Source organism: Moraxella marmotae (assembly GCF_042219885.1).
Classification (GTDB): Bacteria; Pseudomonadota; Gammaproteobacteria; order Pseudomonadales; family Moraxellaceae; genus Moraxella; species Moraxella marmotae.
In genome coordinates this window covers 48,457-61,820 of record NZ_JBHJHR010000004.1, presented here as the reverse complement: position 1 = coordinate 61,820, position 13,364 = coordinate 48,457, and the positions used below count along the sequence as shown (strand labels likewise).

Sequence of the window (13,364 nt, the reverse complement as noted above, 5' to 3'; positions counted from 1 at the left end):
TCGTCATGCAAAGCTACTCACATCTACCGCTACAAATTGAATTGGTGCCAAAAACCGCTTGGTTCCAAAATTTAAGATCGTTGTTTACCAAAGAACAGTGGAATTTTGTCCGCAGACACAGCTATAAACGTGCCAATAACCGCTGTGAAATTTGTGCTGGACGTGGTCCAAAATGGCCTGTGGAGTGCCACGAAGAATGGAATTATAACGAACAGGACAAAACCGTTACGCTGAAAAAAGCCACCGCCATTTGCCCTGCTTGCCATGAAGTCAAGCATTTTGGCTTTGCCAATATCAATGGCCGTAGCGAAGAAGCTCTATCGCACCTAATGCTGGTCAATCAATTAAGCCGCTATGACGCTGAACAGATGGTGCAGCAAGCCTTTGACTTGTGGGAGCGGCGTTCAAAATTCTTGTGGACACTGGATATTGAACGGCAAAAAGCGTGGATCAATCAAAATATCCCCTTGCCTGACGATGTTGCCGAGTTGGAAAAACAAACCAACGATAAGCTGGAACAACTTAAGCAAAAATATCTCAAGGTTTGGTTGGGTCTTGGCAAAGATGATGATGTTGAGCAAATGGAGCGTGATATTACCAATGTTCTATTAGCACATGAATATGGCAAATGCTTGGAAGAGACGCTGGAACTTCGAGCAAGTCATCTAGATACTGCCAAGAAAAAGCTCACCAGTTTTAAGCGCCGCATGAAGAAAAGCGATGACCCGCACGGTGATTTTTTAACAATGTTGCGTGATTTGAGTGGCTTTAGAGGCTTGCGTTGCAGCGAACAAGAAAGCGAACCTGACGAAACACTGGCGAGTGGTGCTTTTGTGTCTGTTACGCCGATTGCTAGCGGAAAATCAAACTGCAAAGCAAATATTACTATGGGTGAAGTGTTAACCAAGATGTTTGGTGGCTTTACCGTTTAAAAAGGAAAGATTATGACGAATTTTACAATGCTTTCTAAAGAAGAATGGCAAAAAATCGAACAAGCTTATGAAAATTATCAAAATAAAGCGGCCCAACAAGTAATTGACCAAATCAACAGACAATTGACCTGTGAAAACATTGCTAAAGCAGCAGCTAAAGGTTTGTTTACCTTTTCTTTTGAAGTTGAACTTCCTAAAAACCTAAGCGATACCAAACTAAAAGATATGTACGAGGAATTGGTCTCTGCTGGTTACGTTGTTAGAAAATGGATGCAAGATAGCGATAAAAATTATGGCATGCATGTGGTGGAAATCGCCTGGCTATCCACAATAAGGCTTGCTAACGAGCCAATGTTAGTTTCGCTAGCTTCAAGAAAAAGAACTTAATTAAAACCAAGCACCGATAAGGAACAAGCATGACAAACATCAAAGTTGGCGACAAAGTGTACTTCCCAGCTGGCACCACAAAAATTTGCACAGTTGAGCGGTCTGGCAACGCCACATACCCCCTAGTAATCAGATACCGCAACTTTTCAGAGTACTTTTTGGAAGATGGCTGTGAAACTGAAACACGCCTTTATCCTGCATTACTCCCAGCAACTCGAAGAAACTGTGAGCTTCTGAGTGAACTTTATGGCGTTGAATTTGAAAAGCCTGATGGCGATAGCGAACCTGTCGAAAAACAACCAGTAAAACGCCGTGGCCGCCCTAGAAAAAATACCACCATAGTGGTTGGCGAGCCTGTGCAAAGGGCTGGAACAGAAAACACCGCCCCCTCTAAAACACCCCCACTGAATTTAGGCGAGCTTGTCGAGCATCTCGAAAGCCTTCAGCTTGAAGCAGATGAGTTGAATAAAAGGATCATTAAAAATCAGATCAAAAGGAAAGGTGCTGCGCTTTGTTATGTGCGCGTCACTGACACAGACCCTCCCACTTCTGAAACTCGCTGGATTCGTAAAGTCACAAAGAAAGGCTTCGTTTCGGGCCGTAAGCAAAACAAAGAAGTTTGGAAACACGCCGAGCTTGTTCCACATGATGATAAATAGGGTAAACCATGGAAACCAAAACGCTCACCTTAGAACAATTTATCAAACAAATTGAAAGAAAAATTATCAGCACAGCCCATAAGAAAGCCATTTCTCGCTCTTATGGCGTGGAATTTGTGGATATTTTAAACATATCTCACTGTGAGGGCATGGTGAACACGCTATGCCTGCACCTTGATGAAATCTCAAAAATAATTCTTGTCTGTGCTGTCCACACAAACGGGTGGCCATTTGATGACCCATTGTTCGACAACTTAGCCAAGCACCAACAAAGCATTGCCGAACACATCACCAAGGCAGAAATTGCCATTGGCGAAGAAGTTATCCCTGAAAATCGCTTGGTGATTGAAGAACTGCAAGGCCATAAACAAGCCCTGCTGTTTTTACAAGATGGCCTGCAACAAGTTTTGGACGGTTTTGATGAAGAAATACCTGCCTGAAATTATCATCGGCGTTTTGTTGGTTGGTTTTGTTGGATTTTTGGCGATCGCTGGTAGGTAGTGATAAACCAACGCTAACGCAAATAAAGGCTTGGGAACGCATTTGGTTGTCTTTTTCATTTTCTCTTTTACTATTAACCCATTGGCAAACATAGGAATATTTTATGGCAAATTCTCGAAATAAAAAACCCGATTTTAAAGATGAGATGAGCAGTGTTAAACACGATCTTATCGAGATACTGACCACCTCTGTCATCATCTCAGAAGTTATGGAAGAAATGGCGGAAGAGTCAGGTTGTGAACTGTCGTTCACCGCTCACGATGAAAACAACAAAGAAATTTCATTGCAGGAATTTGTGATGCGGCACAGACAAGATGTTTTAACCGTGTTGCGCAAAATGGGCATCACTTTGGCGCGGATTCCTCTGCCTCCAGAAGCCACTGAAAACATACAAGTGGCCAATTCAGTAACCGTCTCTTACGACACCAAACAATAAGGATTGTAGCTATGGTAACATTTAAAGCAGGTGATAGAGTTTATTACCCTCGACACACAAACAAAATCATTACACTAGAAAAGGCATACGCCCTACGCGACTTCCCTGTGCGCATTAAGTACGGCCCAGATTTTGAAGACTTTGACTCTTTTACCGTCGATGGCAAAGAGTATCCCCATCAAGATTGTGCTGTTATTTTTCATGCAAATGAAACAAACCGTGATTTGCTCAGCAAGTTGCACGGCGTTGAATTTGAGAATCCATATGCCAATTTACCAAAAGAAGAAATCAAACAACTTTTTTTGAACAATGGCTTTAAGCTCAAAGCACAACCCAACGGCTCTGTTGATCTAAACCCCTATGTTTACGAGGCTGCCGAGGCGTTGTTAGAACGACAAACCAAAAAGTTCTTGCATCTTATTAACACTTTGCATGCTGAACTCATGAACCTTGAAGATGATGAGTGCAACATTGCTCGTCAAGATATTTTGGAACAACTTCACTCTCTAGTGAAAGCTGGTCTGTAAAGTAAAATTGAGGCTATCAAATGAGTTATACAGTATTCAACACCAAACCTAACGACGCCACCAGAGAACCGATGTTTCTCGGTCAAGGCGTCAATGTCTCACGCTTTGACAAACAGCATTATCCGTTCTTTGAAAGTCTAACTCAGCAGCAGTTGTCATTCTTTTGGCGACCTGAAGAGATTGATGTATCCAAAGACCGTATGGATTTTATGGAGCTACCAGAGCATGAAAAGCATATCTTTGTCAGTAATCTAAAGTACCAGACTTTGCTTGACAGCGTACAAGGCCGTAGCCCTAGCGTTGTTTTGCTGCCGCTGGTGTCTGTCCCAGAGCTAGAAACTTGGATTGAAACTTGGTCATTTTTTGAGTGCTTGGCTGAGGGTACAGAAGTCTTAACGCCTAAAGGTTGGAAAAACATTGCCGAAATCACCAAAAAAGATCGAGTTTTAAACTACGACTTGAAAACTGATAGCGTGTTTTTCGACAACCCTAACAAAACCATGGTTTATGACTTCAATGGTGAGTTAGTGGACTACTGTTCACTGGATAAAGGCGGTTTTCATCAGCGAGTAACGCCAAATCATCGCATGCCAGTAAAAATGCGCAGCGGCGACAAGCAAAAACTCAATCATTTCTTTGTAGCGGCAGACTTTCACCATTATCAGTCTAATCATCTGGCGCCAGTGAGTGGTCTCGCAGTTGCCTCCCCTACGGTTGGCAAACCTGAGTACCGATTGACCGCCATTGACCGCTTACGCATTGCTGCGCAAGCTGAGGGCGTAATCTCAAGCGTCACCAAAACCCATGGCAATGTCTCTGTGCAATTTTTACTCAAAAAACGCAAAAAGATTGAAAGACTGTTCATGCTTGCCGAACAAGCAGGCGTGGAGATTGCCGACATCACCCGATCTGATAAGGCAAAAATCAGAAGAATCCGCTTAAGTGTTCCTGCTCAGCACGAGCCACACAAATGGTCACAGTTTAGACAATGGGCGGATTTGTCCAAAGTGTCGCAGGTATGGTGTGAAGAGTTTTTGCAAGAAGTTAGTCAATGGAACGCTAAAACCCCGCTAAACTCGCCTGCTGACGGTCTGCACTTTGAGTATTACAGCACGGATAAGCGTAACACTGACTTTGTGCAAGCCATTGCTGCTATGTGTGGTCATACCGCCCGCTATATCGGCAAACCACAAGATGCACTAAAAGCCATTGAAGTATTCCCTAAACAATATCAGGATGGCGGCAACATCGAGAAAAAGCGTGTCCCCTACCGAGGCAAGGTGTATTGTCTAGAAACCACCACAGGGGCGTTTTTGGTTCGTTATAACGGTGTGGTGTCAATGACAGGCAACTCAATCCATGCACGCAGTTATACGCACATTATCCGTAATATCTTTAATAATCCTAGCGAAGTGTTAGATGATATTGTGGTTAATCCAGAGATTATTAAGCGTGCAGAGTCTATCAGTCAGTACTATGACAGCTTACATGAGTTATCGCTAGAGTATCAGCAAGGTAAGCCAGTGGATATGTATGAGCTAAAAAGACGCTTATATCTATGTATTATGAGTGTCAATGTGCTAGAAGCCATTCGCTTTTATGTATCCTTTGCTTGTTCGTTTGCTTTTGCTGAGCGTAAGCTGATGGAAGGTAATGCTAAGATTATTAAGATGATTGCTCGTGATGAAGCATTGCACCTTAATGGCACACAGCATATGCTTAAGCTGATGTTAGATGAAGATACTGACTATCAACAGATAGCCAATGAATGTAAAAATGAAATCTATGATATTTTCTGGTTTGCTTATGAACAAGAAAAGGCATGGATTGAGTATCTGTTTAAAGACGGTTCAATGATTGGTTTAAATACCCCAATCTTAACGCAGTACCTAGAGTATATCACGGCTATTCGTATGAAAGCCATTGGCTTAAGACCGTTCTTTAATACCAGTAATCCAATCCCATGGATTAATGCATGGTTGTCATCAGACAATGTGCAAGTTGCCCCACAAGAAACAGAAATTACTTCTTATCTTGTAGGACAGATTGACGCTGAAGTGTCTGATGATGCGTTTAATGATTTTGAATTGTAAGGAACTGGCGTGGATTTGACCGATGAGCGAGATGGCAGTTCAACAACTGATGCTGTCTTGAAAATCAATGAGCAGATTGCACACAAGAAAAAGCTCTTAGACGTCGTAAAATCCATTAAAAGTAAGCTCGATTATCGCAAAGAACAAACCAAGGACAAGTGCATCAAAGGCGGATTGGGAATTTTCTCAGGATTCTTCTTTTTCGCACTTTTGGCTTTGTACTTTACCGAATCTGAATCATTATTTTGGAACAGCGTTTGTTCAGGAGCGGCAGTCGGGCTTTTTCTTGCAGTTTTAGGTCATTTAGAACAGAAATTGTTTGAAAGTTCTTTGCTTTCTGATGAAGATGTCAAACCACTGCTTGATATTGGCGAACAGTACAGCGATCATGCATTAATCAAAAAACTTAAGATCGGTCAGATCTGTTATGACGATCTAAGAGTTGTCGCAACTTTTTTAGAATATGAAATCATTGGTTTAGAATATGACCTGATTGCCTTAAAAAAGCAAGCGATTGATGAAATCCACGATCGCTGCAATATTTAATGATTTTGAATTGTAATTATAAGGAATAGTTATGACTGAAACACTAGAAGAAGAAGACCTACAAGCCGTAGCTGATGCTTTTGCTGCCTTGAACGCCATTCTACAACAATGTCGTATTCTGGCAATCGCTGCCAGTGACTTGCCACCACTTGATTATGGCATTAGGGAGATCACCGTAGAAGACGTTAAAGGCAACATATACTCGCTAACTTTACAACAGTTTGCACTTGATGTTCGTGCGCAATGTGATATTGCTTTGGAATGCATAGCTAAGCTTTTTGAAGCTTCTGAAATCGACGAAAATAAAACTTTTCACCATGAAATTAAATCTTAAATAGGAAACCATATGACAAACCTTTACGAAATTACTTTATTTCTAAAAGCAGCGAATCGGGTTTTTCACCATCTAGGCGAAAGTGCTACTTTGGCACATTTGGTGAAAAATGCACCAACAATTGAAGATCCAAATAGCGAGCTTGCTTCGTTTGGCATGACAGCCAACCAATATGCCGAACGGGTGCATGATGAAATTGTTGAGCTGCTGTTCAGCGACTTACTGGTAGCTGTGCAAAAAGCATCTGAGCTGCTAAAAGATACCGAACATTTAGCAAAATTCATCAAAGATGGCCCAGTTATTGAAAATACTGATGAAAATGTCGGCTTGGTTCGAAATGGTGAAGATGGTGCTGATTCTTCAAAGTTCACGCTCAATGATCTGGCTGCAGATGTTTACACGGCGTTGTCTGACATTCCCGAGTTCCCAAAAGACGTAGTGGCCCCTTTTGCTGAAGATTTTACTCAACAAGGTGGCAAATCATGAATCTAACAAACAATGCCACAATCAAAGCCATTTTTGATCAACTTGGCCAGCACTTTGAAGAAGTGGCCAAAATGCCTTTGGCGAGTGGTCAAAATCAAGACCAAGCAACATCGCAATCGCTGTACAACCAGCTTAATGCCACCATTGGTGATGGTTTACGATAGTTATTCTTCATTTAATTATAGGAGTTTTTATGAAAAAGTTTCACGTTCCAGACGAAGTTTTTGAGATTTTTGGTCAAGAAGACGATGCACTCAAAGAAATGCCAGTGATGGTGACAAAACAAACTGTTGACCAATTCGGCTTGTTGGTTGGTGGTTTGCCAGCACTGGTTGATGCCATCAATCATGTTTGCGATGAACTTGATCAGCTGAAAAAATATGGCAAAACTGATTTTGACATCAACAAGTCAGTGATGATCACCATGCGAGATGAGACAACTGGCATGAAAATGCCTGTTCCAATCAAAGTTTGGGCCCAGCACTTGAAAGACATAGCAGGTTTTGGCAGTTACCTGATTTCTCGTGATTTCGATAATACAAGTCAGTTGTTTGATATTGAGATTGACGACAGCATTTTGGAATTGGCTAAAGGCTCAAAATAAGCTTTGTTTTAAGGAATAGCTTGTGGAAAATTCTCACCATATTACAAGTGCCAGTGCTGTTGCCAATGAGTTTATCGGCTTAGGCAAGCAAAACAATGCTCACCTCACTGTGCAACAAATCTTGAAGCTCACCTATATCGCTCAAGGTTACATGCTGGCTTTCTTTGATGTCCCGCTGTTTGATGATGACATTGAAGCATGGAAATATGGTCCCATTATTCCCAATTTATATGCGGCCATTAAGCACCACGGCGGCGACCAAATCCATGTGCCTATTCGTCTTTTAAAAGGTGAATCACATATTATCAGTGATGATGCCAAGCGAGTGATCGATTTTGTGTATAAAAAATATGCACATCTAAGTGGCATTCAGCTATCTGCTTTAACGAACCAACCAAGTTCGCCATGGGCTATATTTTTTAATGATGTGACTTGGGGGCGGAAAATACCCACTGCCATCATCAAAGAATATTACGATGAAAAACTTGCAGAACTAATCAAAGATTATGAAAGTAGAAAAGGAAAAACCTTATGAACCAACCTAATGACCCTATCCGTGCTATTATTCACTGGTTTGAATTAGCCAAACCCAATCCAACCATCAAAAATATCTTTACCCAATTGGGCTGTCATTTTGAAGAAATCTCAGAAATGGTACAAGCCTTTGATTCAGATGCTGGTGAGTTGCATCAAATCCTAACAGAAGTTGCTGATGAACTAAAGACCGTTGATGTCGTGGCTCACAGTGATAGAGTCAATGAACAGCTTAGTAAAATAGATAGAGTAGAGATGCTAGATGCTCTATGCGACCAAGTGGTTACAGCCATTGGTACAGGCTATGACATGGGCTTTGATATGTATGGTGCGATTAATGAAGTGATTCGCTCTAACTATTCTAAGTTTGAAAATGGTCAGCCTATCTTTGATACCAATGGTAAAATCCAAAAAGGTAAAGATTACAGCAAACCTGATTTAACCCCTTTTGTGGGTGACTGGAAAAGCAACAAATAGCCACTAAATCACTGGCTTTTCGCAAAAGTTTGTTGTAAAATCAACTTTGCATAAGTACCTAAACCAACTACCACATAGGTAGAAAAAAACCGACTGTTTGCCATGTTCAGTCGGTTTTTGTTTGTCTGCTTTTCGGCTCGCATCAGTCCGAAAGATCCAACCTATTACGACGTAAAAAATCATCAAATAAAGGCACAGTAAAATCCAACTCGCCATATGATGGACTGTAAATCATGCCCTTTTCAATGATTTTGGCTCGAACATTGCCAAGCTCGTTGTTTTTTCTGCCTAAGCAGTTGGCAATATCACCTGTTTTGTACGGGCCAGTTCCCAGCTTTGCCATCGCTGCGACATAGTCACGTTCTTTGTTCGTCAATCGATCTAGGGTCACAAACATATGCAACATCCTGCACATGTTTGATCAGTTTTAGGGTTTTACAACCCACGGCCCGACCCTTAGCCTCCATCACCTTAGCAACCACTTCGATCCATTGGACGTAGTCAGTGGCGATTGGGGTGACTTCTATTGTTTTTGACTTATAACGTCGGTCTTACAGCTATCTCGTGCTTTTGGACTCGTTATAACTCATTACATCAGCAACGGCACATCGTCCAGTTGCTGATTACTTTTTGCTAGACTGCTTTGATAACTGGCATAGAACTTTTGTTGTTTTTGCCAATCTAAGTAGTCTTGTCTTTCTTGTGGCGTTACTTTATCGTTAATCTTTAATCCGCGACGGGCAATCACCCAAGCAGCGGCATCATGAACATTTAATTTCTTACTGTCGCCATATTTAACTTTACCAATATAGCTTGTCCATGCAGGATTGACTTTAATCAGCTTTACTTTATGTCTGGCACAAGCACTACTGATGGCAGTTTGAAAATGGCTATATGGCAGACTATGCAACATCTGGTTATGGCTTTTACCATTATCTTGGTTTTTTAATTTGCCAAAGTTTAAGGATTCAATGCAAATGGCTTTTTGTTCAGCTTTGGCATAGCAAACCAATTTTGCTACCAATTTATTCAATTGGTCAGTGGTTTTATTACCACCTTTGATGGTAAATGGCAGTTTTTCAACTTTGGTCATATCACCATTATTATTGGCAGTAACCACAGCCAAGTGATCGCTATTAAAATCCACGCCAATCGTACCTTGACTACAATTACTAACCAATTCATTCTTATCATTAGCCACAGTAAAAGTACAAGATAGGTAATAGCGTCCTTGCTTACGATAAATGCGATAAGTTAAAGGAATGTCTTTGCCGTTTAGGGCATGGACAATTCGGTCTTTGTGATGGTTAAAGTAACATTGGCCATAAACAAAACGCTCATCACCTTTGGCTTGCTTATAAGCAAAGTCTTTACGCAGTTTGATGGTGAATTGGTTGTTGTGTTTGTTGTGGTGCAGTTGCAGCATGTTATTTCTGCAGGTGTCATCTGCTTTGCCAACAAAATACAAATCATGATCTCGTTGATCTAAAAACGCTTGTTTGTCTTGTACTTCACCTGTTCTTGCCATTCGTCTGGCCAGTTTTTTAGAACCAAAACAAATGTTTGGTAAACTCATAGCCTGCAGTTTGGCAAGTTTCATCTTTAAGCCATTGAGTTTTTGTCTTTTCATGGCAATGCCAAGTTTATAACGCTGATAAGTCATCTGCTCTTTGGCAGTCAAACAAAAGAACTTAGCTTTGCGTTCATCTAAATAAATCTTAGCTTTGTCAATATAATCTTGGGTTTGTTGGATTTTAATTTGTAGTCTATTGATATTTAATTGTCTTAAGGCTAAACAAGCGTCAATCACGCCTTGCACTGATTTGATGATGGCGTTGGTAGTACGAAAACTTATACTGTATTGCTCTTGTATGCTTGTTGTGAAATTGGATAAGTTGGTATTTTCAAGCACGCCATTTTTCAAAGCATGATAGACTCGCATTTTAACATGAGCAAAATCACCAACCACTTCTTCAAAATAAGCAATCAAATCCGCATTGTTCTTTTCATGCAGTTGCGTGGTGACTGTCAAAGCAGTTTTGACAAGCGGTAAACCAAGTTTCACACGCCCTCCATGATTTGTTTTAAGTCCACAGGCTTGGCTTGTTCAGCTTGTTGTAGAATGTCGTTCTTTTCCACAGACAATTGACCAGAAAACGACACAACCAAGCTCATCATATCATCAACCAGTTCTTGTTCAGCAGATTGATTGGGGGATTGGTGGAGGACTACTACTTCAACGCCATGTGCTTGAAACATCTTATCCAAATAGTTAAAACCAAAACGAGTCAAGCGGTCTTTGCTGGCGACAAAAACCCGATTGACTTTGCCAGCCACAACCAAATCAAGTAGTTCATGTAAACCTTGTCGCTTATCATCCAAAGCCGAACCAACATCTTTGATGACCTGTGGGTTTTTTAAATCTTTCACGGATTCTAAAGCAAAAGAAACCTGTCTATCTAAATCGCCTTTTTCTTTTTGTCCTTGAGACGAAACACGACAGTAAATGACATCAAAACCATCTTCGCTATCCACCCAAAGATTTTGTTGTTTTAACAGCTCAACCAAGTCTTCACGAGTAATCCAACGACGGTCTTTTTCATCACGATAAAACAAACCTTGCTTTTTATCCCACTCAACAATGGTTCGATAATGCACACCAACAAACCGAGCAACATCGGTGGGACGGTATCGTGGTTTTTTAAGATCATGATGGCTAAACATATAAAACAACCTGTTATTAAGTAAAGACATCATAGCAAAATCACCAAAGTAAAGCAAGTTTATTATGATGGGTTATGTATGATATTTATCATAATATATCACAATATTGTTGCTGTTGGGGACGGCGAACATTGAAAAAGCCATTATCCAATTTGTAAAACACAGTCTTAGATGCTTGGATTACATCTTGGCGAGTGATCACTTTTTGTTCAACACCGACATTCCAAATTTCAGAGCCCCATTCTTGCAAAAAGTAGGGATAACCTTTGGTTTGGCTGATCACCTCGTCTAGTGCCTCATCTGTGATGTTCTCGCCAAGGTTTGTGATCGGTTCTTGAATGGCCTTTTTCGCCTCGTCATCAGGCAGCGCGCCTATAAATGGATAAGCGAACAGTCGCTCGGCATAAGACTTGGCGTCGCCTGACATGGCCGCCACTTGCGGTAGCCCTGCTCCAAAGAATAAAACAGGCAAGCTTTTTTGGCTACAGCGGTGTAGTGCGACAATCAGTGCTGACAAATCTGCAGGTTTTAAATATTGAACTTCATCAATGAAAATCGACCATGGGCGGTTTGCCGCTCGTGCCGCTTCTCCAATAACGACAAAAAGCTGTGCCAAGTCACTTTCTAGTAAGCCACTGTCTGCTGTGCCGAACTCAGGCTCGATTTCGATTGAAATGCCACCGATGTCAATGTTAAAGGTTGAAAAGAACGACTTGGCCACCGAAAAAGCACGGTGAACCTTGTCTTTAACATTTTCCATCATGGACAGTTTTCGCAACAACTGCTGGATTTCGGATTTTAAGACTGTGACTAAGTCAATATCTTCATTGGATTCAATCACCGTGGTGACATGCCTGTTTTCTTCGGCAATTGTTGAGATGTGGTTAAGCAGCACGGTTTTACCCACGCCACGCAAGCCAAGCAGCATTTGCGAGCGAACGCTGTTACCCAAGTTGGCTCGTTTGATTTGAATGGTGGCTTCTTCGATGATTTGATCTCGACCAACCAACGCAGGTGGTCTTGAGCCAGCACCAGGATTAAAAGGATTTTTTATTCTGTTCATATTTGTTAATTGCCTTAAGAAAAACTAAATTCATGGCAAATATAACAAAATATGCAAAGATATGCAAGGTTCTGTACGGTTATGCAGGCTTATGTAAAATTTTGCATATCACTGCATAACCATACATAAGTCTGCATAACTTGTGATAACTTGACAAAATTACAAAGCAAAACCAACCGACAAAGCCACAAAATCATTCCATTCGTCGCCATCATCAAAGACAACTGTCAAGTTCTCGCCTGCCAAGATGATAATGCGTTGAACAAGCGCTTGGTAAACTTCAATCGGCATAATTTCACCTGTCCGCTCATAGTAATCTTGGTCACTTGCGTAAACTGGTAAAACCAACCTAGCACTGTAGTGGTTTTCAATGACATGCTGTGCTTTGTCAGTTAAGAACTGGTCAAGTTGCTTGGCGGTTTCTATGTAGTAACTGTTGCGCGGTGTTTTTGCCCCACTCGCCCAAGCTCGTAGCGTTCTGTCGGTTACTGGCTTATCTCGTGTGAGCTGAGCCAGTAAGCCCAGCACACGAGTGGTAAAGCCGACACGATCAAATAATAGTTGTTGTTCATTCATCAAGGTTCAACTCTGGAAAGACTTTTTCAATTGTTGATTTGCGTACAGTAATCCATGTTTCATTAGTAAGTTTATCACTACCATCATAAAAGCCAACATGAACAGTGAAATAATTATTGGCAGTTGGCATGACCACAAATGAACGTTTTGTGCCTAGCGCTTTAGTGAAGTCAGCGACAATGCGTGCTAAAGATACAAAGTTACCACCATCACCTGATTTATAAACATAATGTGCCCCATATTCATAAAGACCTGGCAACAAATCCGAACCTTTAATTTCGTTAATGAATGCTTGAAGTTGTTCGTTGCTAACTTCGTCCCAAATGCGTAGTTTCATGATTTTTCTCCTAGTTTTACAAGACAGATTGCCTTGTTTATGTGTTCTATTATAGTTCCGTTGTGGAACTTTGTCAAGTATTTTTAGTGAATTTTTATGCGTTGGCAGGCGTGCAAGCCTTATAAATCAAGGGCTAACGCCCTATGTA

General features: G+C 41.1%; 19 protein-coding genes and 2 pseudogenes. 15 read left to right on the top strand and 6 right to left on the bottom strand.

Features of this window, described 5'->3' with window-relative positions:
* Positions 1–5: 5 nt before the first annotated feature.
* The 15 genes and pseudogenes from ACFBZI_RS11110 (at position 6) to ACFBZI_RS11040 (ending at position 8,516) form a co-directional block, all read left to right on the top strand.
* Positions 6–932 carry a hypothetical protein gene (locus tag ACFBZI_RS11110; RefSeq protein ID WP_375716433.1) on the top strand — a complete coding sequence of 309 codons (927 nt, stop codon included), beginning with the start codon at positions 6–8 and terminating at the stop codon, positions 930–932.
* Positions 933–944: 12 nt separating this feature from the next.
* A complete protein-coding gene (locus ACFBZI_RS11105; protein ID WP_375716432.1) occupies positions 945–1,319 on the top strand; it encodes a hypothetical protein in 375 nt (124 codons plus the stop codon).
* Positions 1,320–1,348: 29 nt separating this feature from the next.
* Positions 1,349–1,978, top strand: a complete 630-nt coding sequence (locus ACFBZI_RS11100) for a hypothetical protein (protein ID WP_375716431.1) — start codon at positions 1,349–1,351, stop codon at positions 1,976–1,978.
* 8 nt (positions 1,979–1,986) lie between these two features.
* Entirely contained in the window at positions 1,987–2,418 is a 432-nt protein-coding gene (locus ACFBZI_RS11095; RefSeq protein ID WP_375716430.1) for a hypothetical protein, read from the top strand.
* Between the two features lie 164 nt (positions 2,419–2,582).
* Positions 2,583–2,915 (top strand): hypothetical protein, encoded by a 333-nt coding sequence (locus tag ACFBZI_RS11090; protein ID WP_375716429.1) that lies wholly within the window; start codon positions 2,583–2,585, stop codon positions 2,913–2,915.
* Between the two features lie 11 nt (positions 2,916–2,926).
* Positions 2,927–3,442, top strand: coding sequence for a hypothetical protein (locus ACFBZI_RS11085; protein WP_375716428.1), 516 nt, complete (start codon positions 2,927–2,929; stop codon positions 3,440–3,442).
* Between the two features lie 20 nt (positions 3,443–3,462).
* Positions 3,463–3,816: pseudogene (locus ACFBZI_RS11080) on the top strand (ribonucleotide-diphosphate reductase subunit beta); the annotation flags it as partial.
* A 978-nt stretch (positions 3,817–4,794) separates the two neighbouring features.
* Positions 4,795–5,535 (top strand): annotated as a pseudogene (gene nrdB, locus ACFBZI_RS11075) (class Ia ribonucleoside-diphosphate reductase subunit beta); the annotation flags it as partial.
* 9 nt (positions 5,536–5,544) lie between these two features.
* A complete protein-coding gene (locus ACFBZI_RS11070) occupies positions 5,545–6,081 on the top strand; it encodes a hypothetical protein (protein ID WP_375716427.1) in 537 nt (178 codons plus the stop codon).
* 31 nt (positions 6,082–6,112) lie between these two features.
* On the top strand, positions 6,113–6,415 hold the full coding sequence (locus ACFBZI_RS11065) for a hypothetical protein (protein WP_375716426.1): 303 nt from the start codon (positions 6,113–6,115) through the stop codon (positions 6,413–6,415).
* A 12-nt stretch (positions 6,416–6,427) separates the two neighbouring features.
* Positions 6,428–6,901, top strand: coding sequence for a hypothetical protein (locus tag ACFBZI_RS11060; protein WP_375716425.1), 474 nt, complete (start codon positions 6,428–6,430; stop codon positions 6,899–6,901).
* Positions 6,898–7,065 (top strand): hypothetical protein, encoded by a 168-nt coding sequence (locus ACFBZI_RS11055; protein ID WP_375716424.1) that lies wholly within the window; start codon positions 6,898–6,900, stop codon positions 7,063–7,065. Before ACFBZI_RS11060 ends, ACFBZI_RS11055 begins: the two co-directional genes overlap by 4 nt.
* A 29-nt stretch (positions 7,066–7,094) precedes the next feature.
* The gene (locus ACFBZI_RS11050; RefSeq protein ID WP_375716423.1) at positions 7,095–7,505 is read left to right on the top strand and encodes a hypothetical protein; all 411 of its coding nucleotides are present in this window, start codon (positions 7,095–7,097) and stop codon (positions 7,503–7,505) included.
* A gap of 22 nt (positions 7,506–7,527) precedes the next feature.
* Entirely contained in the window at positions 7,528–8,040 is a 513-nt protein-coding gene (locus ACFBZI_RS11045; RefSeq protein WP_375716422.1) for a Panacea domain-containing protein, read from the top strand.
* Positions 8,037–8,516, top strand: coding sequence for a hypothetical protein (locus ACFBZI_RS11040; protein ID WP_375716421.1), 480 nt, complete (start codon positions 8,037–8,039; stop codon positions 8,514–8,516). Before ACFBZI_RS11045 ends, ACFBZI_RS11040 begins: the two co-directional genes overlap by 4 nt.
* Before the next feature lie 142 nt (positions 8,517–8,658).
* Here the strand turns inward: ACFBZI_RS11040 and ACFBZI_RS11035 are convergent, their stop codons facing one another.
* The 6 genes from ACFBZI_RS11035 to ACFBZI_RS11010 form a co-directional block, all read right to left on the bottom strand.
* Positions 8,659–8,913: a DUF8462 domain-containing protein gene (locus ACFBZI_RS11035; RefSeq protein WP_375716420.1), complete on the bottom strand. Its 255-nt coding sequence runs from the start codon at positions 8,911–8,913 to the stop codon at positions 8,659–8,661.
* A gap of 192 nt (positions 8,914–9,105) precedes the next feature.
* Positions 9,106–10,581: an IS200/IS605 family accessory protein TnpB-related protein gene (locus ACFBZI_RS11030; RefSeq protein WP_375716419.1), complete on the bottom strand. Its 1,476-nt coding sequence runs from the start codon at positions 10,579–10,581 to the stop codon at positions 9,106–9,108.
* Positions 10,578–11,273 carry an IS607 family transposase gene (locus tag ACFBZI_RS11025; RefSeq protein ID WP_375716418.1) on the bottom strand — a complete coding sequence of 232 codons (696 nt, stop codon included), beginning with the start codon at positions 11,271–11,273 and terminating at the stop codon, positions 10,578–10,580. The genes ACFBZI_RS11030 and ACFBZI_RS11025 overlap by 4 nt, the downstream gene beginning before the upstream one ends.
* Positions 11,274–11,328: 55 nt before the next feature.
* The gene (locus tag ACFBZI_RS11020; protein ID WP_375716417.1) at positions 11,329–12,303 is read right to left on the bottom strand and encodes an AAA family ATPase; all 975 of its coding nucleotides are present in this window, start codon (positions 12,301–12,303) and stop codon (positions 11,329–11,331) included.
* Positions 12,304–12,462: 159 nt separating this feature from the next.
* Positions 12,463–12,879, bottom strand: a complete 417-nt coding sequence (locus ACFBZI_RS11015) for a hypothetical protein (RefSeq protein ID WP_375716416.1) — start codon at positions 12,877–12,879, stop codon at positions 12,463–12,465.
* Positions 12,872–13,216, bottom strand: a complete 345-nt coding sequence (locus ACFBZI_RS11010; protein ID WP_375716415.1) for a hypothetical protein — start codon at positions 13,214–13,216, stop codon at positions 12,872–12,874. Before ACFBZI_RS11010 ends, ACFBZI_RS11015 begins: the two co-directional genes overlap by 8 nt.
* Positions 13,217–13,364 lie beyond the last annotated feature (148 nt).